The following is a 24333-nucleotide window of genomic DNA, read 5'->3' as shown; positions in this document are numbered from 1 at the left end:
CGGGAAGCGGCCCTTGAACGCGGAGAGGGCGGCAGGGCCGCCGCTGCCGGCACCTGACACGGCCCGGTCACCGCGGCCGGCCGGAGCATCGGCCACCACATCCAGAACTACTACCGCGCCGCGCCGGACAGGGGCGCGCAGCACCGGGGCAACGGTGCACGGAGGGGGAGAAATCCATGGCAATGCCAGCAGAGACCGGTCGGGACTTCTGGCGGGGGGTGCTCGTGGGAGGCGGCGTCACCGCACTCCCGCGGTGGACCCGGCGACCGGTACCGGGCGTCGCCGAGCACGTGGCGAGCGTTCCGGCTGAGGTGGTGACGGCGTTGCGCCGGCTGGCGGCGGAGCTGGCGGTGCCGTTCGACTCCCTGTTGCTGACCGCGCACGCCAAGGCCCTCGCGGCACTGGCGGGCGAACGGGACGTGGTGACCGGTCTGGTCACCGAACGGGGCGGCCGCCCACTGCCCTGCCCGCTGACGACCGACGGCGTCACCTGGCGCGCCGCGGTATACGATGCCGACCGCGCGGCCGCCGCCGTCCTGACGCACCGTGAGTTCCCGGTGGAGGAGCTCCGGCGCGAACTGGACGTGGCGGGGCCGGAGTACGAGACCGTGTGGGACCCGACCGGCGGGGACGGTGAGCCGACCGGGAGCACCGTGCTGCGGCTGGGCGCGGAGGCCCGCGGCGAGGAACTGGTACTGCGGCTGCGGTACCGCACCGAGGTGCTGGACGCCGGGTGCGCGGCCCGGATCGCCGGCTACCACCGCCGCGCGCTGGCGCTGCTGGCCGCCGGGCCCGACGCCGAGCACGAACGGCAGAGCCTGCTGTCCGCCGACGAGCTCCGCTTCCAGCTCGAAGGGCTCGCCGGGCCGCACCGCGAGCTGCCCGACGCCCGCTTCCACGAACTGTTCGAGCAGCGCGTGCGCGCCCACCCGGACGCCGTCGCCGCCGTACAGGGCACCCGGCGGTGGACGTACCGCGAACTCAACGCCCACGCCAACCAGTTGGGCCGCGCCCTGCTGGCCCGCGGGCTGCGCCGCGAGGACGCCGTCGCGGTGGTCACCGAACGCAACCTGGACTGGATGGCCGCCGTTCTCGCGGTCTTCAAGGCCGGCGGCGTCTACCTGCCCATCGAACCGCACTTCCCCGCGGACCGCATCGCCACCACCCTCAACCGCGCCGAGTGCACACTCGTACTGACCGAGCCCGCCAGCACCGGCACCCTCGACGAGGCACTGGCCACCGTGCCCGGCGCCCGCCGGGTCTTCATCGGCGCCGCGTACGAGGAGGGCCACGCCGAGGACGACCTCGGCATCGCCGTGACGCCGGACCAGCTCGCGTACATCTACTTCACCTCGGGCTCCACCGGCGAGCCCAAGGGCGCGATGTGCGAGCACGCCGGCATGCTCAACCACCTCTACGCCAAGATCCACGACCTGGGCATCGAAGAGGGCCAGGTGGTCGCCCAGACCGCGCCGCAGTGCTTCGACATCTCGCTGTGGCAGCTGGTCTCCGCGCTGCTGGTCGGCGGCCGGACCCTGCTGATCGGACAGGACGCGGTGCTGGACGTCCAGCGGTTCGTCGACACCGTCGTCGAGGGCCGGGTGGGCGTCCTCCAGGTCGTCCCGTCCTACCTCGAAGTGGTGCTCTCGGCCCTGGAAGCGGCGCCCCGCGACCTGCCGGACCTGCGGTGCGTGTCGGTCACCGGCGAGGCGCTGAAGAAGGAGCTCGCCCAGCGCTGGTTCACGGCCCAGCCCGCGATCAAGCTGGTCAACGCCTACGGCCTCACCGAGACCTCCGACGACACCAACCACGAGGTCATGCTCAAGGCGCCCGAGGGCGACCGCGTGCCCCTCGGCCCCGCCGTGCAGAACGTGCGGGTCTACGTCGTCGACGACCACCTCGCCCCCGTGCCGCTCGGCGCCCCCGGCGAGATCGTCTTCTCCGGCGTCTGCGTCGGCCGCGGCTACATCAACGACCCGGAACGCACCCGCAAGGCGTTCCTGCCCGACCCGCACCGCGCCGGCGAGCGGCTCTACCGCAGCGGCGACCGGGGCCGCTGGCAGGCCGAGGGCAAGCTGGAGTTCCTCGGCCGCCGGGACACCCAGGTCAAGATCCGCGGCTTCCGCATCGAGATCGGCGAGATCGAGAACGCCCTGCTGCGCACGGACGGCGTGCGCGACGGCGCCGTGGTGGTCGCCGAGGCGGCCGACCGCAGCAAGCACCTGGTCGCCTTCTACTCCGGTCGCGAGCTGGACGTCACGACGCTGCGCCAGAGCCTGGGGGAGTCGCTGCCCGGCTACATGGTGCCCGCCGCTTTCCACTGGCTGGAGGCCCTTCCGCTGACCGCCAACAGCAAGATCGACCGGAAGGCGCTCACCGCGCTGGCCGGCCGGCCGGGCGCGGCCGAGGAGGAGTACCACGCGCCGCGCACCGCCACCGAACAGCGGCTGGCCGCCGCCTGGTCGGCCGTCCTGGGCATCCCGCAGGACCGCATCGGCCGCCGCGACCACTTCTTCGACCGGGGCGGCACCAGCCTCTCGGCCGTCAAGCTCGCGGTCACCCTCAAGCGCGCCGTCTCCCTGAAGGACGTCACCCGGCACCCCGTACTGGCCGACCTGGCCGACGTGGTCGACGGCCGCTCCGTACGCCGCGACGGACTGCTGCACGCCCTCGCCGAACCGGGCGGCAGCACGGCCGGGGCGCTGGTCTGCTTCCCGTACGCCGGCGGCAACGCGGTGAACTTCCAGCCGCTGGCCCGCGCCCTGCGCGGCACCGGACGCGCGGTGTACGCCGTGGAGCTGCCCGGCCACGACCTGACCGCGACCACCGAAGCGTTCGCGCCGATGGACGAGGTGGTCGAGCAGACCGTCGAGGAGATCGTCCGGCGCGGCCTGAGCGACGTCCTGCTGTGGGGCCACTCCTCGGGCACCGCCTTCGCCGCCGAGACGGCCCGGCGGCTGGAGCGGCGGGGCGTCACCGTGCAGCGACTCTTCCTCGCCGCGCAACTGCCCGGCGACGCCGCCACGCGGCAGGCCGCCGTCACCGAGCTGACCGGCCTCGGCAACGCGGAGATCGCCGCACGGCTGAGCGCGGAGGGCGGTTACACCGAACTCGGTGAGCTGGACGACCGGCGTGCCGAACACGTCGGCGCCGCCTACCGCCACGACTGCGTCGCCGCACACCGGTACTTCGCCGGTCTGTTGGCCGAACCGCCCGCCGAGAAGCTGGCCGCGCCGGTCACCGTCGTCGTGGCCGCCGACGACCCGGCCACGGCCGAGGCCCGGGACCGCCACACCGCATGGCAGCTGCTGGCCGACGACGTCCAGCTGCACGAACTGACCGAGGGGGGCCACTACTTCCTGCGCACCCGCCCGGAACGGGCGGCGGAAGCCGTACAGGCCGCCGCCGCTTTGTTGGCTTCTTCTTGAGGACCGTAACGAAAGGAACCCCTGAAATGTCGTCATTCCCGGCGTCCCTGCTCGATGTGGAGCGGCAGCCCGGCAGGCCCCCGATGCTGCGGGTCGAGCCCGACGGCGACGCGACGAGCTGGGTGGCCGAGCACCGCGACGCGCTGCGCGCCGCCGTTGCCGAACACGGCTCGCTGCTCGTCCGCGGACTGGGCCTGGGGGACGCACCCGGGGCCGGAACCGTCTTCCGGCGGCTGGCCGACGACCTGCTGAGCGAGCAGGAGCCGTTCGCGCCGCGGCGGAAGTACGCCGACGGGGTGTACTCCTCCACCAAGTGGCCGCCGAACCAGCAGATGTGCATGCACCACGAGCTCAGTTACACCCTCACCTTCCCCGGCCTGATGATGTTCGCCTGCCTGACGGCGCCGGCCGAGGGCGGGGCGACCGCGGTGGCGGACGCGGCCGCGGTGCTCGACGCGCTGCCCGCCCAACTGGTCGCGAAGTTCGAGCGGGAGGGCTGGCTGCTCACCCGCAGTTACAACGACGAGATCGGCGCTTCCTGGGCCGAGGCGTTCGGCACCGACAATCCCAAGGAGGTCGAGCGGTACTGCTACGCGAACGCCATCGACTTCGCGTGGCAGAAGGACAACGGCCTGCGCACCCGGCAGCGTCGCAGCGCTGTGGTACGCCACCCGGTCACCGGCCGGCGCTGCTGGTTCAACCAGGTCGCCTTCCTGAACGAATGGACGATGGATCCGGACGTGCACGAATTCATGGTGGATGAGTACGGCGAGGACGGACTGCCGTTCAACACCCGCTTCGGCAGCGGCGATCCCATCGGAGAGGACATCGTGCAACTGCTCAACGAGGTCTACGAGAAGCACACCGCCCGGGAGCCGTGGCAGGCCGGCGATCTGCTGCTGGTGGACAACGTCCGCACCGCGCACAGCAGGGAGCCCTTCGAAGGACCGCGCGAGGTGCTGGTGGCGATGGCCGACGGGGTTCGGCTCGCCGACTGCTCGCCGACGGTCGAGGTGACGGCCCGATGACGACCATCGACTCCGCCGCCGCCCGGCCCGAAGGGCAGGAACCGACGGGCGTGCCGCCGTTCGCGGTGATCTCCGGTTCCCAGGTCCAGCGCGCCCTGCAGGGACGCGAGCGGCAGATCGTCGACCTGGTGGAGGCCACCTACCGGCTGCACGACGCCGGCGAAACGGTCAACCCGCCCTCGTACTTCCTGCGGTTCCCGGACCGCCCGTCCTCCCGGATCATCGCGCTGCCGGCCTCGGTGGGCGGCCCGTCGCGGGTGGACGGCCTGAAGTGGATCTCCAGCTTCCCCGAGAACGTGGCGGCCGGCATCCCGCGGGCCTCGGCGGTCCTGATCCTGAACGACCACGACACCGGCTACCCGTTCGCGTGCCTGGAGAGCTCGATCATCTCCGCCACCCGTACGGCCGCCTCGGCGGCGCTGGCCGCCGACCGGCTCAGCCGCGGCCGGCCGCGCCCGACACGCGTCGGGTTCTTCGGTACGGGCCTGATCGCCCGCTACATCCACACCTTCCTGGCCGCCACCGGCTGGGAATTCGAGGAGATCGGCGTGCACGACGTGTCCGCCGACAGCGCGGCGGGCTTCCGCACGTACCTGGAACAGTCCGGAACCAAGGGCCACATCACCGTCCACGACAGCGCCGAGCAGCTGATCCGCCTGAGCGACCTGGTCATCTTCGCCACCGTCGCCGGCCGGCCGCACGTGAGCGACGTGTCGTGGTTCGCACACCATCCGCTGGTGCTGCACATCTCGCTGCGCGACCTCGCGCCGCAGATCGTGCTCGCCGCTGCCAACATCGTCGACGACGTCGAGCACTGCCTGAAGGCCGACACCTCACCGCACCTGGCCGAACAGCTCTCCGGCAGCAGGGACTTCCTGCACGGAACGCTGGCCGAGGTGATGTCGGGGAAGGCGCGGCCGCCGGCCGGCCGCCCGCTGGTCTTCTCGCCGTTCGGACTGGGGGTCCTGGACCTGGCGGTCGGCAAGTACGTCTACGACGAAGTGGCCCGCTCGGGAGAACTGCACGTCATCGACGGCTTCTTCGCCGAGCTGCGCCGGTACGGATGAGCGGTCGGGTCAGCCGGCCGCACATGGGGGGTCATCAAATGAGGGGGTCATCGTGCCAGTCATATCCGTTCCCCTGGAGTTCAATGAGGAAGAGCTCTACGTCGACCTGCGGTCGACCTTCGGACAGCCACTGTTCCTGAAGTGCGAGGGTTTCAACTTCGCCGGATCGATCAAGCTGAAGGCCGCGGCGGAGATGGTCGCGGCAGCCGAGCGCAGGGGGACCCTGCTGCCGGGGTCGGTCATCATCGAGTCCTCGTCCGGGAATCTGGGCGTGGCATTGAGCATGATCGCGGCGAGCAAGGGCTACCGGTTCCTGTGCGTGACCGATCCACGGTGCAACCTCTCCACCCGCCGCATGATGGAGGCGCTGGGCAGCGAGGTGCACATCGTCACCGAACCGGACCCCGAGAGCGGGTACCTGGGTGCCCGGCTGGGCTACGTCCGCCAGCTCTGCGCCTCCGACGACCGGTACGTGTGGCTCAACCAGCACGCCAACCCGGACAACTGGAAGGCGCACTACCGCACCACCGCGCCCGCCATCGCCCGCCAGTTCCCCGACCTGGACGTGCTCTTCGTCGGGGCCGGCACCACCGGCACCCTGATGGGCTGCGCGCGCTACTTCTGGGAGTACCACCGCAGGGTGCGGGTGGTCGCCGTCGACAGCGTCGGCTCGGTCACCTTCGGCGGCCCTCCCGGCCGGCGGATGATCCCGGGCCTGGGCACCAGTGTCCGCCCGGCGCTGCTGGACGAGTCGTACGTGGACGAGGTGGTCCAGGTGGAGGAGGCGGACACCGTCCGCGCCTGCCACCGCCTCGCCCGCGCCGGCTTCCTGTTCGGCGGCTCCACCGGCACGGTGGTCAGCGGCGCGACCGAATGGCTGGCGCGCCACGACGACAGCGACCTGACCGCGGTGGCCATCGCCCCTGACCTCGGTGAGCGCTACCTCGACACCATCTACCAGACCAACTGGCTGCAGGACCTCTACGGTGAGGACGTCCTCAGCTCCGACCAGCTGACGGCCGGCACCCGCTCGGCCTGACGGCCGCGCCATGAGGCGCTGACACCGCGTGCACCGGCCCCGCTGCCGCGAGGGGGCCGGTGACCGCGTTCACGGCCGGGAGGACGTCAGCACGCCGACCCCGTTCGCCGCCACGATCGCGCCGATCGTCAGCCAGTCGATCCAGTGCAGGGCCTGGCCGAGCACGACCCAGCCCACCAGCGCGGCCAGCACCGGATTGACGCTCATGAAGATCCCGAAGAACCGGGCCGTCACCCGGCGCAGCGAGAACAGGTCCGCCAGCATCGGCACGGCCGAGGACAGCACCCCGGCCGCCGCCGCGTACGCCACCGCACCGGCCGCGGGCGGCCGGTGCGCCAGCACGGCGATGCCGACCGGCACGTACAGCAGGGCCGACACGCCCGCTGCCGCCGCCGACCCCTCCGTACCCGGCAGCCGGGCGCCGACCGTCCGGTTGAGCAGGATGTAGGAGGCCCAGCACGCGGCCGCGAGCAGGCCGAGCACGATGCCGGCGTAGTCCGTACTCGGCCGGGGGCGGGTCAGCGCGACCACCGCGGCCCCCGCGGCGAGGGCGCACAGGCCGTCGGTCAGCCGGCGGGACCCGGACAGCGCCACCGCCAGCGGGCCGCAGAACTCCAGCGTCACCGCCAGCCCCAGCCCGATCCGGTCGATCGCGGTGTAGAGGGACAGGTTCATGGTGGCGAAGGCCACCGCCAGGCAGAGCACCGGCCACCACTGCCGCCAGGTGAAGGCCCGCAGCTTCGGCCGGCCCACCGCGAGCAGCAGGACACCGGCCACCCACTGCCGCACGGCGACCACGCCGGCCGGGCCGATGACGGGGAAGGCGAGCGCCGCGGTCGCGGCGCCGACCTGGTTGGCCAGTCCGCTGCCGGTCATCAGCGCCGCTCCCACCAGGCGGTCAGGCCCGGTCGGGGACGGCGCTGCGGGGCTCCCGGCGGCGGCGCGGGACACGTCCTCTCCACTGTGGCTGAGCGTCATGCACGGCAGGATGCGCCGCCCTCCCGCATACGCAAAATGCATGCGAGGTCTTATCCATACGCTGGAGTCATGGATATGGAACTGCGCCACCTGCGGTGCCTGGTGGCCATCGTCGACGCCGGGAGCTTCACCGACGCCGCCATCGAGCTCGGCATCTCCCAGGCCGCCGTGTCCCGCACCCTCGGCGCGCTCGAAGGCGTCCTCGGGGTGCGGCTGCTCCACCGCACCAGCCGGAACGTCACCCCCACCACCGCCGGTGTGCAGGTGCTGGCCCGCGCGCGCCAGCTGCTCGCCGACGCCGACAACCTGCTGCGCGAGGCCACCACCGGCCACACCCGGCTCCGCATCGGCCACGCGTGGTCGGCGATGGGCCGGCACACCACCGCGTACCAGCGGCGCTGGGCCGCCCTGCACCCCGACATCGAACTGCACCTGATCCGCACCAATTCGCCCACCGGCGGACTGGCCGAGGGGCTGTGCGACCTGGCGGTCGTGCGCAAACCGTTCGACGCCGACCGCTTCGCGAGCGCCGCCGTCGGCGAGGAGCGGCGCTACTGCGCACTGGCGGCGGACGACCCGTGGGCCACCCGCCGCGCCATCCCGCTGGCCGACGCCGCCACCCGCACCGTGCTCGCCGACCGGCGCACCGGCACCACCACCGCCGAGCTGTGGCCGGAGGGCGGCCGTCCCGTCATCGAGCACACCCGGGACGTCGACGACTGGCTCGCGGCGATCGCCGCCGGACGCGGCATCGGCATCACCCCCGAGAGCACGGCCGGCCAGTACCGCCGCGATGGCGTCGTCTTCCGCCTGCTGCGGCACGCCCCGCCCGTCACGGTCCACCTCATATGGCGGCGCCACGACCCCCACCCGGCGACACACGCCGCGGTCGCCCTGCTGGCGGACCTCTACCGGGAGGGACGGGACCGCGGGACGCGGCGCACCGGCTGGAGCGCGTCGGTGGCGGCGAGCCGGACGATACGGAGGGACCCGTTCTCCTGGCCGGGGTGACGGCTCGTCAGGTCCAGTCTGATCCGCGTCGTACGCACCGCATCGAAGGTGACGCGGGTGGGGGAGTCCGAGGCGTCCGCCCACTCGATGCGCACGCGGTCCGCCGGCACGTACTCCCTGCCGTCCCAGTAGCTGACGGCGATCGCAGCGGGCAGTGCGTACGTGGCGTCGTCCGTCGTGAACGACGCCTCGACACCCGCGACCCGGCGGCGGCGCGACCAGGTCACCGATACCCGGTCCGCGGCCCGCGCCGCGCTGACGGCGGGCAGCAGACCGGTCGCCGCCATGCGGTAGTGGTTCGACCAGCCGGTGTCCGGGTCGCCGTCGAGCATCCGGGCCGGCACGGTGTCCGGCGCCCCGGAGAAGCTCGCGTCCGCGGACGTGCCGCCGGTGGCGGTCTCCTGCCCGCCCGGCACCGCTGCCGCTGTCGGCGCCACGGCCCCGGAGGCGCCCGATCGGCCGCCCGTGACGGCGATCCGCGCCTCACCGGAGTGCAGGCCTGCGGCCCGTGCGGTGACCGTGACCGCCGAGGCGCCCCCGGTCGGCCGTACGATCGCGAGGGCCTTGCCGTGGAAGGCGGCGCGCACGGGCGCGTGGTAGTTCTCGGCGCTCTCCTGCTGCCCGTTGTCGAGGCCGAGCAGGTGGCCGCCGGTCACCCGGAAGGTCAGGGCGTGGTCGGCGCCGGGCACGAGGACGCCCCGGGAGTCGGTCACCTCCGCGGTGACGAAGAGCAGCGCACTGCCGTCGGCTGCCACCTCCTTCCGGTCCGGCGTCAGCCGCACCGCCGCGGCCTCGCCCGCCGTGCGCAGCGTGTCGCGGGCGACCTCCCGCCCGTTCCGCCGCGCCACGGCGACGAGCTTGCCCGGCTCGAAGGGCACCTGCCAGGTGAGGTGGAGCCGGCCGGCGCTCCCGTTGGGGCTGGTGTAGCTGCCCGGGTACGGGCCCGTGGTGACGGTCTTGTCGTCGCCGGTGGCCTCGGTCGTCTCCAGGTACGCCCGCCCGTCCGCCGTCTTCTTGCGGTCGAAGCGGCGGGCCCCCACCGACCGGCCGTTGAGGAACAGTTCCACACTGTCGGCGTTGGTGTACGCCCACACCGTCACCACGTCCTTGGGGCGGTGGTCCGTCCAGTCCATGGGCACCAGGTGCACCATCGGCGTGGTGCTCCACTGGCTGCGGAACAGCGAGAACTGGTCCTTGGGGAAGCCCGCGGTGTCGACGGCGCCGAAGAACGAGGACTTCACCGGGAAGACGTCGTCGTACGGTGTCGGCTCACCGATGTAGTCGATGCCGGTCCACAGGAACTGGCCGCCGAACCACTCCCGGTCGCGGTCCTTCTTCAGGGCGTACTCGCCGCTCATCGTCCACGACTCCAGGTTGTTGTCGTAGGACGAGGCGCCGCGGCGCCCGGGCGTGTAGTTCTCACCGGTGTTGAGCTGTCCGGGGCTCTCGTACACGCCACGGGTCGAGGTGCTCGACGAGCTCTCGGACTCGAAGAAGAAGGTGTCGGGGTACTTGGCGTGCAGTGCGTCGACGGAGGCGGCCGAGTTGTAGTTGAGCCCGACGCCGTCGAGCATGCGCAGGATGCGGTCCTGTGGCGAACCGTCCTTCGGCACACCGCGGTACTTGTCCGAGCCGATCACCACCGGCCTCGTCGGGTCGACCGACCGCACGGCCTCGATCAGCCGCTCGGCCATGCCCACCCCGGCCTCGGCGGTGCTGTCCGGGATCTCGTTGCCGATCGACCACATCACCACGGCGGGCGAGTTCTTGGCCGCGTGCACCATTTCCTTGATGTCGGCGTCGCTGTGCTCGTCGAAGAACCGGCCGTAGTCGTACGGGTTCTTCGGCGTGCGCCAGCAGTCGAACGCCTCGACCAGCAGCAGAATGCCCAGCTCGTCGCAGAGCGAGACCACCTGGGGCGCCGGCGGATTGTGCGAGGTGCGCAGCGCGTTGACGCCCATCTCCCGCATGATCTCCAGCTGCCGGCGGGCCGCGGCGGGGTGGAAGGCGGCGCCCAGCGCCCCCAGGTCGTGGTGGAGGTTGACGCCCTGCAGCTTCATCCGCTCCCCGTTGAGCATGAAGCCGTGGTCGGGGTCCAAGGCGGTCCACCGCAGCCCGAACGGCGTGCTCGTCTCGTCCACGGTCCGGCCGTCGACGGTGACCCGGATGTCGACCGTGTAGAGGTAGGGCCGCCGCACCGACCAGAGCCGGGGCCTGTCGATCCGCAGGTCGAGCGAGACCGTCGCCGGGTCGCCGCCCAGCGTCGCGGGCGTTGCCCCCGACGCGATCCGTCGTCCGTCCGCGTCCCGTACCGTCGCCGTGACCTCCGCCCGTACGGACTTCCGTACCGCGCTGACGGCGGCCACCGCCACGTGCACGGCGGCGTGGCCCGCCGCGGCCTTCCGCGCCAGGTCCGGCGTGGTGACCGTGACGCCGTGCCGGACGATGTGCACCGGGTCGGTGACGACCAGCCGGACGTCCCGGTGGATGCCGCTGCCGGAGTACCAGCGGCTGCTGGGCACCTGATTGCGTGCGCGTACGGAGAGGGTGTTCGCCGTCCGGCCGTCGGTGTGCGCCAGGTCGGTGAGGTCCACGGCGAACCCGGTGTAGCCGTACGGGTGGGTGGCCACCGGCTTCCCGTTGAAGTGCACCTGCGCGTCCATGTAGACGCCGTCGAACTCGACGGAGATGCGCTTCCCCGCGGTATTCGCGGGCAGGGGGAAGGTCTTGGTGTACCAGCCGAGCCCGCCGGGGAGGTAGCCGGAGCCGGCGGTGGTGCGCTCGTCCTTGACGGGGTCCAGGCCGATGCTCCAGTCGTGCGGCACGTCCACCTCGCGCCAGGCCGGATCGTCGTCCGCGGGCCGAGGCGCCTCCGCCCCCGTGGTGTTGACGAGCGCGAACCGCCACCCGTGGCGGAGGTCGGTCTCCCGTCGTGCACCCGGCGCCTCGTCCGCCACCGGCGCCGCCCGCCCGGCCGCCGAGGCCGCGGCGCCCATCGCCAGTTGTGCGCCGAGGACTCCGCCGAGGGAGGCGCCGGCTCCGCCCAGAACCGCGCGTCGTGAGATGGCCATGTGTGCCTTCCGGTGATCCGTGAGGGTGACGAGGCAGCCGAACGCGCTGAGTCTGTCGACTCCTGTTGAGATATGTCAATGAACAAAACAAAAGTTCTCAACTAGCAGCAGGAGAGCGGAAGCGGGGCGGAGGCAGAGAGCAGGCGGGGCGGAGACAGAGCGCGGGCAGAGCGGGGGCAGAGCGGGGGCAGAGCGGGGGCAGAGCGGTATTCGCGCTGTTCACGCGGTTCGTGCGGTTCTCGGCCTCGGACAGTCGTCAGTGCGCCGGCAGCCGCTGCCCCGGACCGCGCGCCCGCATCCCGACAGCACGCGACAGCGCCCACACCGTCGCCTGGTTCGCGCTGATCACGGGCTTGCCGAGCCGCCTCTCCAGCGCCGGGAGCACGTCGTACGTCGGCAGCGCGGTACAACTCACGAACACCGCGTCGGCTCCCGGCCGGTCGCCGGCGGCCACGGCCTGCTCGACCCGCTCGGCCCGCACGCCGTACACCTCGTCGACCGACTCCAAACCCAACGCGGTCAGGCCGGCCACCTCGCACCCGGACGCTTCGAGATAGCGGGCCAGCGCGCGGTCCACGGGCGCCTGGTACGGATGCACCACGGCGACCCGGCGGGCGCCGACCGCCCGCAGCGCGGCGACGGCGGCGCCGCTCGTCGTCAGGGCGTGCGGCACCCCGTGCTCCGTCATCGCCGCCCGCAGTGCCGCCTCGCCGGCCACGCCGCCCACAAAACTGCAGGCCGTGCAGAGGTACGCCACGGCCTCCGGCATGCCGTCGGCGGAGCTCCGCAACTCCCGCAGCGGCTCCGCGAGCACTGCCGGCCGGCCGAGCCGGGACACCAGTTGCCAGTTGTCCTCGTACGGCACCGGCCGCGTGAAGGCCAGCGCGCACGTCACCTCGTCCGGCATCCACCGCAACAGCTCCGCCTGCCGGGTGAAGTCGAACGAGGCCACCACCCCGACCCGCGGCCGTCCGTCCGTGCCGGCTTCCTCGTCGCCGTGCCGCATGGAGCCGAGGCTAGTGGAGCACGGGGCGGTTCATGCGGTCGGTGCGACGGGCGCGGTCCGCGTGCCGCCCGGTACGGCGGGGGAGCCCTCGGCCATGCGGCGCTCCATGACCTCGGCGAGCCGGCTCATCGCGGTCACGACCCGGTCCCGGTCCTCGCCCAGCCCGGCGAGCAGCTCGGCCTCGACGGCGAGCTGGCGCGGGAAGAGCGCGTCGATGGCTTCTTCACCGGCCGGGGTGACGGTGACGAGGGCGGCCCGGCGGTCGGCCGGATTGGGTACGCGCTCGATGAAGCCGCGCTTCTCCAGCTTGGCCAGTGCCTTGCTCATGCCTGCCCGTGAGACGCCCATGTTGGCGGCCAGGCGGCGGGCGATCGACGGTTCGTCGGCGTACCGCAGCGGCACCAGCACGTCCAGCTCGGGCGCGGTCAGCGGAGCGCCGTCGTACAGCGGCTCGACCGCCTGGTCGAAGAGGGCGATGATGCGCTTGGCCAGGGCCACCACCTCCATGGGCGAGGTGTCCAGACCGGGGTTGTGGACGGCCCACTGCTCGCGCACGGCATGCGGGGGGAGGGTCACGGACGCTCCTTTGTAAACCGGTGAACTATTGGTTACCTTTTGCGGATGGTATCTCCGCCTCATACTTCCAGCGAGTCCCCGCACGCCACCGACGCGGGTGCTGTCGCGGCAACCGCCCAGGCGCCCGACGCCGCGGGCCAGCCGCGCAAGCGCACGGGCGCACTGATCGCGGTCCTCGGCGCGCTGACCGGCATCGCCCCGCTCGCCACCGACATGTACGTACCGGGCTTCCCCGCCATGGGCGAGACCCTGCACGCGAGCAGCTCCGCCGTCCAGCTCACCATGACCGCGTTCCTGGCCGGCCTCGTCGTCGGGCAGGTACTGGTGGGCCCGATCAGCGACGGCCTGGGGCGGCGCGGACTGCTGATATGGGGCGGCATCGGCTTCACCGTGCTCTCCCTGGCCTGCGCCGTCGCGCCGAACGTCGAGGTGCTGACCACGGCCCGGTTCCTGCAAGGCGTATGCGGAGCCGCGGGCATGGTGCTGGCCCGCGCGGTCCTCACCGACCGCTTCCACGGCCCCGACATCCCGCGCTACTTCGCCCTGCTGTCCCAGATCCTCGGCGTCGCACCCGTCGCGGCGCCCGTCGTCGGCGGCGCCATCCTGTCCGTCTCCACCTGGCGCGCCGTCTTCGTCGTCCTGGCCGTCATCGGCGCGCTCCTGCTGCTCTCCGTGGTGGCCGAGGTGCCGGAGTCGCTGCCGCCCGAGCGCCGCCACAGCGGCGGCATCGGCGGCACCTTCCGCGCGATGGGCACGCTGCTGGGCGACCGTGCCTTCATGGGGTACGTGCTCGTCCTCGGCTTCAGTGCGGCGGCACTGTTCGCCTACATCAGCGGGTCGAGCTTCGTCTTCGAGAACCTCTACGGCGTCTCCGCCACCGTCTACTCGCTGATCTTCGCCTGCAACGCCATCGCCATGCTGATCGCCGGTGCGGTCTTCGGGAAGCTGGCCCGCCACCACGTCCCCTTGAACACACTGCTCACCGCCGGCGTCTGCGTCGCCGGACTGGGCGCGCTGGTACAGGTCCTCCTGCTGGCCACGATCGGCTCCACGCTGGCCGGCACCTGGATCTGCCTCTTCCTGACGCTGGGCGGCATCGGCGTGACCTTCCCCGCGACGATGAGCCTCGGCCAGACCCTCGGACGCGCGACCCCCGGCGCGGCCTCCGCCCTCCTCGGCGGCCTCCAGTTCCTCTTCGGCGCGGCCGCATCACCCCTGGTGGGCGCCTTCGGCGAGGGCAGCTCCGCCCCGATGGCCCTCATCATGCTGATCGCCCTGGTCGCAGCGGCCCTCTGCCTGCTCACCCTGGTCCGCCCGTGGCAACGCCACGGCGAGACCGAGAACTGAGCCGCTACCTCGGCGGAACGCGGCACCGCACACCCGGCATCGGCGCGGTTCAACAGTTGCGCGCCGAGCGGGTGACGGATGGCGGGGGCGCGGATGGCGCAGTACCGGCCCCCATGGCGGCTCGCTACAGGCCGGCCGTACGGATGCACGGCTGACCCCGACAGCAGTGATGCATGGCGCGCCTCGGCCGCTGGAGCTGCTGCTCATGCAGAGTGAAAAGGGCCGGCACCCGGGTCGGTACGCGCCCGGAACCCGCCCCCACCACTCCGGAGGACTCCGTGGACCTCGTACAGCGCACCATCGACGTCGCCCGCCGGAACGTGGCGGAAGGGGGCCGCCCGTTCGCGACCGTCATCGCCAAGGACGGCGAAATCCTGGCCGAGAGCGCCAACCGCGTCGCGCAGACCAACGACCCCACCGCGCACGCGGAGATCCTCGCCATCCGCGAGGCCTGCACCAAGCTGGGCACCGAGCACCTGACGGGCACCGTCATCCACGTCCTCGCGCAGCCCTGCCCGATGTGTCTGGGCGCGCTGTACTACTGCAGCCCGGACGAGGTCGTCTTCCTCACCACCCGCGAGGCCTACGAGCCGCACTACGTGGACGACCGCAAGTACTTCGAACTCGCCACGTTCTACGACGAGTTCGGCAAGAACTGGGACGAGCGGCGGCTGCCGATGCGCTACCGGCCCCGCGAGGACGCGACCGAGGTGTTCAAGGTCTGGCAGCAGCACAACGGTGGCGAGCGCCGTGTGACAGGCGTCCCCACCGCGTGATGCCCGGCCTGCCGGTCCAGGGGTCCGCCCCCGACCTGGCCGGGCCGAACCGGCCGTAACTTTCGCCTACTTGGCGACCGTGGCGGCCCCCGCCTCGGCGAACTTCTCGTCCAGGTCGCCGCTGGGAGCACCCGCGACGCCGATGCCCGCCACCGGGGCGTTCTTCGCGTCGATGGGGGCACCGCCCGCGAGGAACAGCGTGCCGGGGATGTCCTTGAGCGTCGGCGCGGACTGGAGGCGCTCGGTCAGCTCGGAAGTGGGTGCGTTCCAGGAGACCGCGGTGAAGGCCTTCTTCTCGGCCGCCTCGTAGGACTGCGGTCCCGCACCGTCACCGCGGAGGGTGACCAGGGTGTTGCCGTTGCGGTCGACGACCGCGACGGACACGTGCTGGTTCTCCTTCTCCGCGGCCTTCAGCGCGCCCTGCGCCGCCCGCGCGGCGGCGTCGATGCCCAGGTGGCTGGAGTTGACCAGGCCACCGCTCTTCGCCTCGGGCTTCGCGGCGTCCGTCCGGTCGGCGGCGGTCCGGTCGGCGGTGGCCGGGGAGGCGGGGGAGGCCTGGGCCGAGACGGCGCCGGCGGTACCGGCGATCAGCGCGGCGGCGACGGCACCCCCGGTGACCAGGCGGGTGCGCTTCGAAACGGTCTTCACATGCTTCATGGTGATACGGCTCCGTTGTGTGTTGTGTGTTGTGTGTTGTGTGTGTTCGTGTGTTGTGCGGTGTGTGGCGGATGGCAGGTGAGGGGGAGTGGTGTGTGGTGCGGTGGCGTCATCCATCCTGGTTCGGGGCCCGCGGCAGGGCGTCGGCCCACCGGCTCCACCCGCCGGGCGGACCGGAGGACACCGGGGTCATCCGATCGGTTGACCCCGCACCCCGCCCTGCTGGGCCACCCTGGACGTACGGCACGTCCGCGTGGGCGTGTGACCTGCTGATAGGAGGCCCGGAGGTGGCGGTACCGCACCGGCGGCACACCGTGGCCGATCCCGATCCCGATCCCGATGCCGGCTGGCTCGCCGCCGTCATGCACGCCGCGTTCTTCGTGCTGCTCGGCGCCTCGCTGGTCCGGTTCCTGATCCGGCACCCGGGGGAGCCCCGCACGCCGTGGATCATCGCGCTGTCGGCCGCACTCGCCGTGCTGTACGTCCTCGTACCGGCGCTGCGGGACCGCCTCGCGCCCCGCCGCCTGACCCGGCTGACCTGGCTGACCCTCGTCGTCGGCGGCTGGGTGGTCCTGGTGGTGCTCGCGCCGAGCTTCGCGTGGTGCGCGGTGCCGCTGCTGTACACGGGACTGCGCACGCTGCCGACGCGTGCCGCCGTCGCCCTGGTCGCACTGCTCACCGTGTTCGTGGTCGCCGCCCAGCTGAAGCTGGCCGGCTGGACCGACCCGAACCTGCTGCTCGCACCGCCGGCCGTGGCCGCGGTCGCCACCGCCGTCTTCGTCCACATGCAGCGGCAGTCGGCCCGCCAGCGCGCCCTGATCGACGACCTCGTCCGTACGCGGCGCGACCTGGCCGCCACCGAACGCCGCGAGGGCACGCTCGCCGAGCGCCAGCGGCTCGCCATGGAGATCCACGACACGCTCGCGCAGGGCCTCTCCAGCCAGCGCATGCTTCTCCAGGCCGCCGATCGGATCTGGCGCACGGAGTCGGAACAGGCCCGCGGTCATGTCCGGGCGGCCGCAGCGGTGGCCGAACGCAACCTCGCCGAGGCGCGGCGCTTCGTCCACGACCTGGCACCGGCCGACCTGAGCGACGGGGGCTCACTCACCGAAGCGCTGCGCACGCTCGCCGCGCGGGAGAGCACGGACGCACTGACCGTGCGTTGCCACATCGAGGGCACACCGGCCGCGCTGCCCGAACGGACCGAGGCCACACTGCTGCGCATCGCCCAGGGCGCCCTGGCCAACGTCCGCGAGCACGCCCGCGCGACGACCGCCACCCTCACCCTGACCTGCCTGGACGACCAGATCGTGCTCGACGTGGCGGACGACGGCCGCGGCTTCGCACCAAACCCGACCGGGGCAGCCGCGCCTGCCCACCAGCCGCCCGGCGACGGCCTGCGCGGGCACGGGCTGCCCGCCATCCGGGCGCGCCTGCGGCAGGCCGGCGGCACCCTGACCATCGAGTCGGCGCCCGGCGAGGGCACCGTCCTGTCCGCCTCGATCCCCCTCGCCCCCTCGCCTTCCGCGCATCCCCCGAATTCCCCGAACTCCCCGCACCCTCCGGAGCGCCCGTGAGCACCTCACCCACCGCCCCGTCGGCCCCCGTACGGCTGCTGATCTGCGACGACCACGCCGTCGTACGGGCCGGGCTGCTCGCCCTGCTGGGCAGTGCGCCGGACATCGAGGTCGTCGGCGAGGCGGGGAGCGGTGCGGAGGCGGTCGCGCTGGCCGGCCGGCTCGTACCGGATGTGGTCCTCATGGACCTGCAGCTCGGCCCCGGTATCGACGGCGTCGAGGCCACCCGCCGCATCACGGCTCCGCGGGACGGCGCTCCGTACGTGCTCGTCCTCACCACGTACGACACCGACGCGGACATCACCCGGGCCATCGAGGCCGGCGCCACCGGTTACCTGCTCAAGGCCGAGCGGCCCGAGGAACTGTTCGCGGCGATCCACTCCGCCGCGCAGGGACGCACCGCACTGTCGCCGCCCGTCGCGGGCCGGGTCATGGCCCGTATGCGCAGCCCGCGCCCCGTCCTCACCGCACGCGAGCTGGACATTCTGGGGCAGCTCGCGCGCGGCCTCGGCAATCGCGACATCGCGCGCGCCCTCTTCATCAGTGAGGCCACCGTGAAGACGCACCTGGGCCGGATCTACGACAAGCTCGGCGTCGACACCCGGGCCGGGGCCGTCGCGGTCGCCAAGGAACAACGCCTGCTGCCCTGAGTACCCGTTCCTTTGATCTTGTGAGCTTTGGCCAGTGGTTGCTGTGGATCGGATAGCAGGTCGACGCTCGGTGCGGGGCCGGGGCTTGTTGCCGGCAAGGAGAGCCGACGCCCCGTGCCGCAGGGGGTAGATCTCATGCCCGCAAGTGCCACCAACGTGGGCAGCGTTACGCGTGAGCGGTACGACGAGCTTGTGGCCGAGGACCAGCAGCTCGTGCTGGACGATTCGAAGATCCAGTTCAAAATCCGGGACGACGCCTTGGAGATCGAGCCGCTGCGCCCGCACGGCGGCTCGATGCCGAATGGCAGCGAGGAGCTGCTCAGCGTCCAGGAGACGCTGAGCATGTTCGCCGAGGACATCGGCGTCAGCTACAACCAGGTCCGTACCGCCCGGCAGACGGCGAGCAAGTGGCCGCCCGCGCAGCGTGCGGGAGGGGGTTCCGTTTGAGATCCACCGCATTCTGGAGAAGCTGGAGGACCGCTTCGAGCGGATCAAGAATCCGCCCAGGCACGTCCGCACCGGCCAGTTCCGGTGGACCGATGATGCGGCGAAGCGGCAGGTGGGCTGGCAGGTGGACACCCCGCAGTCGGTCCAGGAGAAGGTGGAGGCGATCCACGACCTGGCGGCCGATGAGCAGGTGGCCGCGCGGGTGGCGACCGACTTCCTGCGCCGGCCCGCGGTCGCCTTCCGTGCCGCGAATGACGACACCGCCCGGCACCTGTTCAACAAGGCTCAGACCGAGCGGGCGAACCAGATCATGGAGACAGGTGGGCTCACCCGGGAGGAGAATCCGGTGGCTCCGCTGACACGGCAGATCGACCGCACGATCGAGTTCCTGGACATGGTGGGCACCTGCCACAAGTTCGTGGCCTCGGTCAACCGGCTGGTGCCGCTGTTCCGTCACCGGGACCTGTCGGACGACGCACGAGCCGTGATCGACACCAGCCTTTCCCGGGTGCGGGCCGCCTGTGACTGGGTGGCCCACGTGGTGTCCACCGGCGAGACCGACATGGACGAGGAGCTGGCCCGCCTGCTGCGGGGGGACTGGCCATGCCACGCTCACGCAGTCGGGGCGACGCCGCCCGCCGGCATGCCGAGTGCATCTGCCGGATTCTGCTGGAAGCCCGCCCTGCGGGCCTGCACTTCCCGCAGCTGATGAGGGCCTGCGAGCTCTCCCGCCACCAGGCGAGGACGGGCTGGCCATGCTGCGGGACATCATCACCAAGATGGGCTGGCCGCCGCTGATCTGGACCCGGGATGACGGCTACCTCTTCACCGCCGACCCCGCTCACCTGGAGTCCTATGAGACGGCGTTTGCGCGGGGGCCCCGGAGATGGATCGTGGAGCGGTCGATCAGCTGGTGGATGCACGCCCGGCGCCTGGTCCGGGACTACGAGCGCAACCCCGCCCACGCCGAGGCGATGGTGAACACCGCCGTCATTACGCTGATGAGCCGCCGTCTGGCCCGCGGGACCACCTATCCCACCGCGGCGGTACCACGCCCGGGCAACAGCGTGCAGGCAGCATGACGCCGTTCTGGCGGGGATGACAACACCCTTCCGCAGGGACGTCAGCCCGGGCCGACCGGCTGCTGGCCCCGGCTCGACGAGCGGATCACCGGGTCCAACGGCGAGTGGCTGATCACTGCGTTAGGAGTTCAACAGGAAGGTAGCCTTCGGTGATCTGGGCCGGCAGCGCGTTGATCTTCTGCTGGCTGGAGCGGGCGTGGCGCGCAGCCGGCGAAGGCCTCGTCCACGGGGATCTGTAGGCGGGCCGAGAGCACGCCTTGGCCTGCTCGATCACTACGTGACTGGACAGGGCCTGCCGCATCTGCCCGTTCTCCTGGCGGACAGTCTCGTACTTCCGGCGCTGCGTCAGTGCCATGACGGCGGCGTTTGCCAGAGCCTGCGCCGCCGCCAGCTGTGTCTCGGCTATCGGGCCGGGCCGTGCATGGAACAGGTTCACGACTCCCAGCAGGTGGCCGTTTCCCTGAGGAGGGAGGGGAAGAGCGTGCGCCGGGCCGATTCCGGTAGCGTCGGCGGGCCACCTGCGACTGGATCGCCCACGCCGTCGAAACCGGCGAGGTGGACATGGACAGGCGTGGTCGGGGCTGCTTACACCGATGTATGGGCGAACGAGGGCACTTGCGGCCTTTCAGGTCTGGCGCAGGGCATGGATGAGCCCGTCTTTGATGCTGATTTCCAGGCCCTTGCGGAAGGCCGCCTCGTACGCGCCGTCCCCGATGGCTTCCCGCACCTGGTGCTCGCAGGCGGCGCGGGCGGCCACGAGCTCGGGCACGCCAATCTGGGCCCGGCCAAGAGTGTCCCAGACCTGCTGGGCCGTGCCGAGCAGCCGGGCCGCCCGCTGCCCGTGGCCGCTGTCCGCGGCCACCGAGGCCAGCAGGTCGAGGGCCGTGCCGATGCCGAGGCTGTCGTGGAGCAGGGCCTTGCCCTCCAGGGCGGCTCGGGCGTGCACGTCGGCCTCCTCCGGCCGGCCGAGTCCGCGCGCCGCCAGCGCCCGCATGTAGTCGGCCCAGGCCTTGGCCCACAGCTCGCCCCGTATGTCGCACTCCGCGCGCAAGGTGTCGGCCACCGCGATGGCGTCCGCGAACTCCCCCAGCGCGGCGTGGACGAACGCGCGGGCCACCCGCAGCGTCAGGCGGGCCCCGGCGTAGGGGCTGCCGTGATCCCGGGTGTCCGGGGCCGCGTCGAACACCGCGGCGGCCTCCGTGTGCTTTCCGAGCAGCAACAAGCCGGCGCCGTTGAGCCAAGCGGCGGCGGTGAGCATGGCCGGGCTGTCCGCCGTCTCGGCGGCGACACGTAGCTCCCCGGCCCGCCGTAGGGTTGTGTCGGCGTCGCCCTGGGCGATGGCGGCCGCACCGCATGCCCACACCGCCTTGCTGCGGGCCGGCCCCGGCTCCGGCCACCGGGCCAGGATCTGGTCCAGGTGGTGGCGGCCCTCCCGCGCGTATCCGCAGGCGAACCAGAAGAACCACAGCGCCCCGCCCAGCTCCAGCGCGGCCTGCCGCTCGTCCTGGGTCAGGCAGAAGTCCAGGGCGGCCCGGAAGTTGGCGTGCTCGGCGACCGTGCGCACGTACCGGGCCACCTGACCGGGGCCGATCCAGGCGGCAGCGGCCCGCCGGGCCAGACCCAGGAAGTGGTCACAGTGACGGCGGGCGGTGGCCTCCTCCTCACCCAGGGCGGCCAGCCAGTCGGCGCCGAACTCGCGCACCGTGTCCAGCATCGCGTACCGCACCAACCCCGTCATGTACGCCCGCCGCTGCAGCAGCGACTTGCCCACCAGGGCGTCCAGCAGCCGCGGCACGTCCGCGGCGGCCAGCGGCCCGCCCGCGCACACCGCCTGCGCCGCCTCTTGGCCGAAGCCGTCCGCGAACACCGCCAGCCGGGCCCACAGCAGCCGCTCCAGCGGGGCGCACAGCTCGTGGCTCCAGCCGATGGTGGTGCGCAGCGCCTGATGCCGCGGCTCGCCCGCGCCGCACGCGTCGGGGCCGGTGGCGAGCACCTCGAAACGGGCCTTCAGGTGGGCGCGGAGCTGGGTGAGGGTGAGGTCGGGCAGCCGGGCGGCGGCCAGCTCGATCGCCAGGGGGATGCCCTCCACGCGGGCACAGATCTCGGCCACCGCCTCACGGGCTGCGGCGTCGGCGGCCAGGCCGGGCGCGGTGCCTGCGGCCCGCTGGAGGAAGAGCGCCACCGCATCCTGCCCGTCCTCCGCATCGGCCGGCGGGCGGTCCTGCCCGGGAACGGGCAGCGGGGGCACCGCCACCACGCGTTCGCCCCGGGTGCCCAGCGGCTGGCGGCTGGTGGCCAGAATGCGCAGCCCGGGCGCGGCGGTCAGCAGGTTCCCGGCCAGGTGGGCGCAGGCGGGGGCGAGATGTTCGCAGCAGTCCAGGATGAGCAGCAGGTGCTTGTCGGCCAGCCACTCGCACACCACCTCGGCGGCCGGGCAGGTGGTCTGGTCCGCCAGATGCAGGGCCTCCATGACCGTGAGAGCGAGCAGCTCGCTGGCGTGCTGCTCGGTGCGGGCCAGCGAGGAGAGCCCCACCAGCCACACCCCGTCGGGGAAGGCCGCGCGCACCTCGCGGGCGGCGCGCAACGCGAGCCGGGTCTTGCCCACCCCACCCACCCCGGTCAACGTCACCAGCCGGGCCTCCCGAAGCGCCCGGGCGGTCCCGAGCAGCTCGGTTCGCCGGCCGACGAAACTCGTGGTCTCCTCCGGCGCCTCACCCGCCGCCCAGCCCGCCCTGTAGAACTCCACCCCGACTGCCCCCCTTGCTCCAGCCCACCCCGGCACCCGCATCAGGCGGCCAGGACCTGCCGCCCATGGCGCCCAGCCCGGCCGGGAAGAACGACGGGGCGGGGATCGCGAAAAGCGCCGCGCGCCGGTTGCCCCTCCGGCGGACAAGCGCACCTCACCATTCCACCGCAAGACCCCGAGCGACGTCAGAACAAACCGACATCACAGCCCCGGTCAGATAGCGACTCCCTCGATCACTTCGAAACGGCCCCGGAGACACGTACAGAGCCACACGGCGGAAGACACCAAGATGCCCTTCACTGATCGCCCTCAACACCCCGCCACGGGCGAAGAGGCGCCCGCTATTGGCATGTCTACTCCAGGAGCAGGTACTGAGCGCCGGGAGGGCCGGTACACCGCTCACCGGACGTTGTGCGGGTGATGGGGGCCACGGTCGTTCGTCGCCCGGGTTTGTATCCTCGGCAGGCGTCATCCGCCGAAGATCACGCACCGTGAGCAAGCGCGCCACCCGGGAGAGGAAACCGCATGACCACCGAGCTCAGCCCCGACGCCCTGACCGGACTCCTCGAACGAGCCCGCCAGGACTACCAGGCCCTCGTCGGTCGCGGACTCTCGCTCGACCTCACCCGCGGCAAGCCCGCACCGGAGCAGCTCGACCTCTCCGAAGACCTGCTCAGCCTGCCCGACGGGCGGCACACCGCGGCCGACGGTACGGACGTACGCAACTACGGCGGCCTGCAGGGCCTGCCCGAGTTGCGTGAGATGTTCGCCGAGGTGCTGCAGGTGCCGGCCGCGCAGCTGCTCGCGCTCGGCAACTCCAGCCTGGAGCTGATGCACGACTGTCTCGTGCACGCCATGCTGAGCGTGGTCCCCGGCGCCGAGACGCGGTGGGTGGACCAGGAGCGCATCGCGTTCCTCTGCCCGGCGCCCGGCTACGACCGGCACTTCTCGCTCTGCGAGCGGTTCGGCATCGACATGATCCCGGTGCCGATGACGCCCGAGGGTCCGGACATGGACGCCGTGGAGCGGCTCGTCGCCGAGGACCCGGCGGTGAAGGGCATCTGGTGCGTACCGAAGTACAGCAACCCCACCGGTGACAGCTACAGCGACGCGACCGTGGCGCGGCTCGCCGCCATGCCCACCGCGGCCCCCGACTTCCGGATCTTCTGGGACAACGCCTACGCCGCGCACCACCTCGCCGACGAGCCCGTCGAGATCGCGGACCTGCTCGCGGCCTGCGCCGAGGCCGGCAACCCGGACCGGGTGTTCGTGTTCGGCTCCACCTCCAAGATCACCATGGCGGGCGCGGGCGTCGCCTTCTTCGGCTCGTCGCCGGAGAACGTGCGCTGGCTCCTCGCCCACAACGCCAAGCGGTCGATCGGCCCGGACAAGGTCAACCAGCTGCGCCACGTGCTGTTCCTGCGGGACGCCGACGGGGTGCGGGCCCACATGGAGCGCCAGTGCGCCCTGCTCAAGCCCAAGTTCGAGGCGGTCGGGCGGATCCTGGAGGCCGAGCTCGGCGGCACCGGGCTCGCGACCTGGACCTCGCCCAAGGGCGGGTACTTCGTGACGCTGGAGGTGCCGGAGGGCTGCGCCAAGGAGGTCGTACGCCGTGCTGCCGAGGCCGGCATCGTGCTGACCCCGGCCGGCGCCACCCACCCGTACGGCGACGACCCGCGCGACGCGGTCATCCGCATCGCCCCCAGCTACCCGAGCCCGGCCGAGGTGGAGCAGGCGATCGAGGGCCTCGCCGTCTGCGTCCGCCTCGTGGGGTACGAGAAGCGGGCCGCCTGAGCCCGGCCGCCGCCACACCGGCCCGGCCTCCGCACGGACGGTTTGCCGGGCCG

The 24333-nt window shown here is 72.3% G+C and carries 20 protein-coding genes; 13 read left to right on the top strand and 7 right to left on the bottom strand.

Going from position 1 to position 24333, the window contains the following annotated elements; all coding sequences use genetic code 11:
* Window positions 1-176: 176 nt before the first annotated feature.
* The 4 genes from IF20_RS00680 to sbnA are packed head-to-tail and all read left to right on the top strand — an operon-like array spanning window position 177 to window position 6562.
* A complete protein-coding gene (locus IF20_RS00680) occupies window positions 177-3428 on the top strand; it encodes a non-ribosomal peptide synthetase (protein WP_052862908.1) in 3252 nt (1083 codons plus the stop codon).
* A 26-nt stretch (window positions 3429-3454) separates the two neighbouring features.
* On the top strand, window positions 3455-4456 hold the full coding sequence (locus IF20_RS00675) for a TauD/TfdA family dioxygenase (protein ID WP_052862907.1): 1002 nt from the start codon (window positions 3455-3457) through the stop codon (window positions 4454-4456).
* Entirely contained in the window at window positions 4453-5523 is a 1071-nt protein-coding gene (sbnB, locus tag IF20_RS00670; RefSeq protein WP_052862906.1) for a 2,3-diaminopropionate biosynthesis protein SbnB, read from the top strand. Before IF20_RS00675 ends, sbnB begins: the two co-directional genes overlap by 4 nt.
* Window positions 5524-5575: 52 nt before the next feature.
* The gene (gene sbnA / locus IF20_RS00665; RefSeq protein ID WP_052862905.1) at window positions 5576-6562 is read left to right on the top strand and encodes a 2,3-diaminopropionate biosynthesis protein SbnA; all 987 of its coding nucleotides are present in this window, start codon (window positions 5576-5578) and stop codon (window positions 6560-6562) included.
* A gap of 69 nt (window positions 6563-6631) precedes the next feature.
* Here the strand turns inward: sbnA and IF20_RS00660 are convergent, their stop codons facing one another.
* Complete coding sequence (locus IF20_RS00660) at window positions 6632-7540, bottom strand: EamA family transporter (protein ID WP_052862904.1); 909 nt, start codon at window positions 7538-7540, stop codon at window positions 6632-6634.
* Between the two features lie 69 nt (window positions 7541-7609).
* Here IF20_RS00660 and IF20_RS00655 point away from each other — a divergent pair, with 69 nt between their 5' ends.
* On the top strand, window positions 7610-8551 hold the full coding sequence (locus IF20_RS00655; RefSeq protein WP_110943661.1) for a LysR family transcriptional regulator: 942 nt from the start codon (window positions 7610-7612) through the stop codon (window positions 8549-8551).
* Here the strand turns inward: IF20_RS00655 and IF20_RS00650 are convergent.
* The 3 genes from IF20_RS00650 to IF20_RS00640 all read right to left on the bottom strand — a co-directional run bounded on the left by IF20_RS00650 (window position 8449) and on the right by IF20_RS00640 (window position 13204).
* Window positions 8449-11622, bottom strand: coding sequence for a glycoside hydrolase family 2 TIM barrel-domain containing protein (locus IF20_RS00650; protein WP_052862903.1), 3174 nt, complete (start codon window positions 11620-11622; stop codon window positions 8449-8451). The two genes, IF20_RS00655 and IF20_RS00650, sit on opposite strands and share 103 nt — an antisense overlap.
* Window positions 11623-11878: 256 nt before the next feature.
* Window positions 11879-12628 (bottom strand): maleate cis-trans isomerase family protein, encoded by a 750-nt coding sequence (locus tag IF20_RS00645; RefSeq protein WP_052862902.1) that lies wholly within the window; start codon window positions 12626-12628, stop codon window positions 11879-11881.
* A 30-nt stretch (window positions 12629-12658) separates the two neighbouring features.
* Window positions 12659-13204 (bottom strand): MarR family winged helix-turn-helix transcriptional regulator, encoded by a 546-nt coding sequence (locus tag IF20_RS00640; protein WP_052862901.1) that lies wholly within the window; start codon window positions 13202-13204, stop codon window positions 12659-12661.
* A 45-nt stretch (window positions 13205-13249) separates the two neighbouring features.
* Between IF20_RS00640 and IF20_RS00635 the strand changes: the two genes are divergently transcribed.
* Both IF20_RS00635 and IF20_RS00630 read left to right on the top strand, forming a co-directional pair.
* On the top strand, window positions 13250-14551 hold the full coding sequence (locus IF20_RS00635) for a multidrug effflux MFS transporter (protein WP_052862900.1): 1302 nt from the start codon (window positions 13250-13252) through the stop codon (window positions 14549-14551).
* Between the two features lie 278 nt (window positions 14552-14829).
* Window positions 14830-15327 (top strand): nucleoside deaminase, encoded by a 498-nt coding sequence (locus IF20_RS00630; RefSeq protein ID WP_052862899.1) that lies wholly within the window; start codon window positions 14830-14832, stop codon window positions 15325-15327.
* A 66-nt stretch (window positions 15328-15393) separates the two neighbouring features.
* On the opposite strand, the gene IF20_RS00625 is transcribed toward IF20_RS00630, so the two are convergent.
* The gene (locus IF20_RS00625; RefSeq protein ID WP_052862898.1) at window positions 15394-15984 is read right to left on the bottom strand and encodes a GlcG/HbpS family heme-binding protein; all 591 of its coding nucleotides are present in this window, start codon (window positions 15982-15984) and stop codon (window positions 15394-15396) included.
* 362 nt (window positions 15985-16346) lie between these two features.
* Here IF20_RS00625 and IF20_RS00620 point away from each other — a divergent pair, with 362 nt between their 5' ends.
* The 5 genes from IF20_RS00620 to IF20_RS40650 all read left to right on the top strand — a co-directional run bounded on the left by IF20_RS00620 (window position 16347) and on the right by IF20_RS40650 (window position 19740).
* Complete coding sequence (locus IF20_RS00620) at window positions 16347-17561, top strand: sensor histidine kinase (protein ID WP_234426475.1); 1215 nt, start codon at window positions 16347-16349, stop codon at window positions 17559-17561.
* The gene (locus IF20_RS00615) at window positions 17558-18211 is read left to right on the top strand and encodes a response regulator (RefSeq protein ID WP_052862897.1); all 654 of its coding nucleotides are present in this window, start codon (window positions 17558-17560) and stop codon (window positions 18209-18211) included. The genes IF20_RS00620 and IF20_RS00615 overlap by 4 nt, the downstream gene beginning before the upstream one ends.
* A gap of 135 nt (window positions 18212-18346) precedes the next feature.
* On the top strand, window positions 18347-18658 hold the full coding sequence (locus IF20_RS40660) for a hypothetical protein (RefSeq protein WP_324605542.1): 312 nt from the start codon (window positions 18347-18349) through the stop codon (window positions 18656-18658).
* Complete coding sequence (locus IF20_RS40655) at window positions 18636-19367, top strand: DUF6192 family protein (RefSeq protein ID WP_324605541.1); 732 nt, start codon at window positions 18636-18638, stop codon at window positions 19365-19367. The genes IF20_RS40660 and IF20_RS40655 overlap by 23 nt, the downstream gene beginning before the upstream one ends.
* A gap of 46 nt (window positions 19368-19413) precedes the next feature.
* Complete coding sequence (locus IF20_RS40650; protein ID WP_052862896.1) at window positions 19414-19740, top strand: transposase; 327 nt, start codon at window positions 19414-19416, stop codon at window positions 19738-19740.
* Window positions 19741-19852: 112 nt separating this feature from the next.
* Here IF20_RS40650 and IF20_RS00600 read toward each other — a convergent pair whose 3' ends face one another.
* Both IF20_RS00600 and IF20_RS00595 read right to left on the bottom strand, forming a co-directional pair.
* Entirely contained in the window at window positions 19853-20176 is a 324-nt protein-coding gene (locus tag IF20_RS00600) for a hypothetical protein (RefSeq protein ID WP_052862895.1), read from the bottom strand.
* 189 nt (window positions 20177-20365) lie between these two features.
* Complete coding sequence (locus IF20_RS00595; protein WP_052862894.1) at window positions 20366-22486, bottom strand: ATP-binding protein; 2121 nt, start codon at window positions 22484-22486, stop codon at window positions 20366-20368.
* Between the two features lie 525 nt (window positions 22487-23011).
* On the opposite strand from IF20_RS00595, the gene IF20_RS00590 reads away from it, so the two are divergent.
* Window positions 23012-24280 (top strand): aminotransferase class I/II-fold pyridoxal phosphate-dependent enzyme, encoded by a 1269-nt coding sequence (locus tag IF20_RS00590; protein WP_052862893.1) that lies wholly within the window; start codon window positions 23012-23014, stop codon window positions 24278-24280.
* Window positions 24281-24333 lie beyond the last annotated feature (53 nt).

It is taken from the genome of Streptomyces niger, assembly GCF_000718305.1.
In the GTDB taxonomy this organism is placed as follows: Bacteria; Actinomycetota; Actinomycetes; order Streptomycetales; family Streptomycetaceae; genus Streptomyces; species Streptomyces niger.
Note: the sequence above shows the minus strand (reverse complement) of the source record. Positions and strands in the feature narration are given on the sequence as shown.

Excerpts from the sequence above, each read along its gene's own strand:
- IF20_RS00660 (WP_052862904.1), bottom strand. The coding sequence starts at position 7,540 with ATGACGCTCAGCCACAGTGGAGAGGACGTGTCCCGCGCCGCCGCCGGG.
- sbnB (WP_052862906.1), top strand. The coding sequence starts at position 4,453 with ATGACGACCATCGACTCCGCCGCCGCCCGGCCCGAAGGGCAGGAACCG.
- IF20_RS00650 (WP_052862903.1), bottom strand. The coding sequence starts at position 11,622 with ATGGCCATCTCACGACGCGCGGTTCTGGGCGGAGCCGGCGCCTCCCTC.
- IF20_RS00590 (WP_052862893.1), top strand. The coding sequence starts at position 23,012 with ATGACCACCGAGCTCAGCCCCGACGCCCTGACCGGACTCCTCGAACGA.
- IF20_RS40660 (WP_324605542.1), top strand. The coding sequence starts at position 18,347 with ATGCCCGCAAGTGCCACCAACGTGGGCAGCGTTACGCGTGAGCGGTAC.
- IF20_RS00620 (WP_234426475.1), top strand. The coding sequence starts at position 16,347 with ATGCACGCCGCGTTCTTCGTGCTGCTCGGCGCCTCGCTGGTCCGGTTC.
- IF20_RS00635 (WP_052862900.1), top strand. The coding sequence starts at position 13,250 with ATGGTATCTCCGCCTCATACTTCCAGCGAGTCCCCGCACGCCACCGAC.
- IF20_RS00675 (WP_052862907.1), top strand. The coding sequence starts at position 3,455 with ATGTCGTCATTCCCGGCGTCCCTGCTCGATGTGGAGCGGCAGCCCGGC.
- IF20_RS00645 (WP_052862902.1), bottom strand. The coding sequence starts at position 12,628 with ATGCGGCACGGCGACGAGGAAGCCGGCACGGACGGACGGCCGCGGGTC.
- IF20_RS40650 (WP_052862896.1), top strand. The coding sequence starts at position 19,414 with ATGCTGCGGGACATCATCACCAAGATGGGCTGGCCGCCGCTGATCTGG.
- IF20_RS00625 (WP_052862898.1), bottom strand. The coding sequence starts at position 15,984 with ATGAAGCATGTGAAGACCGTTTCGAAGCGCACCCGCCTGGTCACCGGG.
- IF20_RS00680 (WP_052862908.1), top strand. The coding sequence starts at position 177 with ATGGCAATGCCAGCAGAGACCGGTCGGGACTTCTGGCGGGGGGTGCTC.
- IF20_RS00655 (WP_110943661.1), top strand. The coding sequence starts at position 7,610 with ATGGATATGGAACTGCGCCACCTGCGGTGCCTGGTGGCCATCGTCGAC.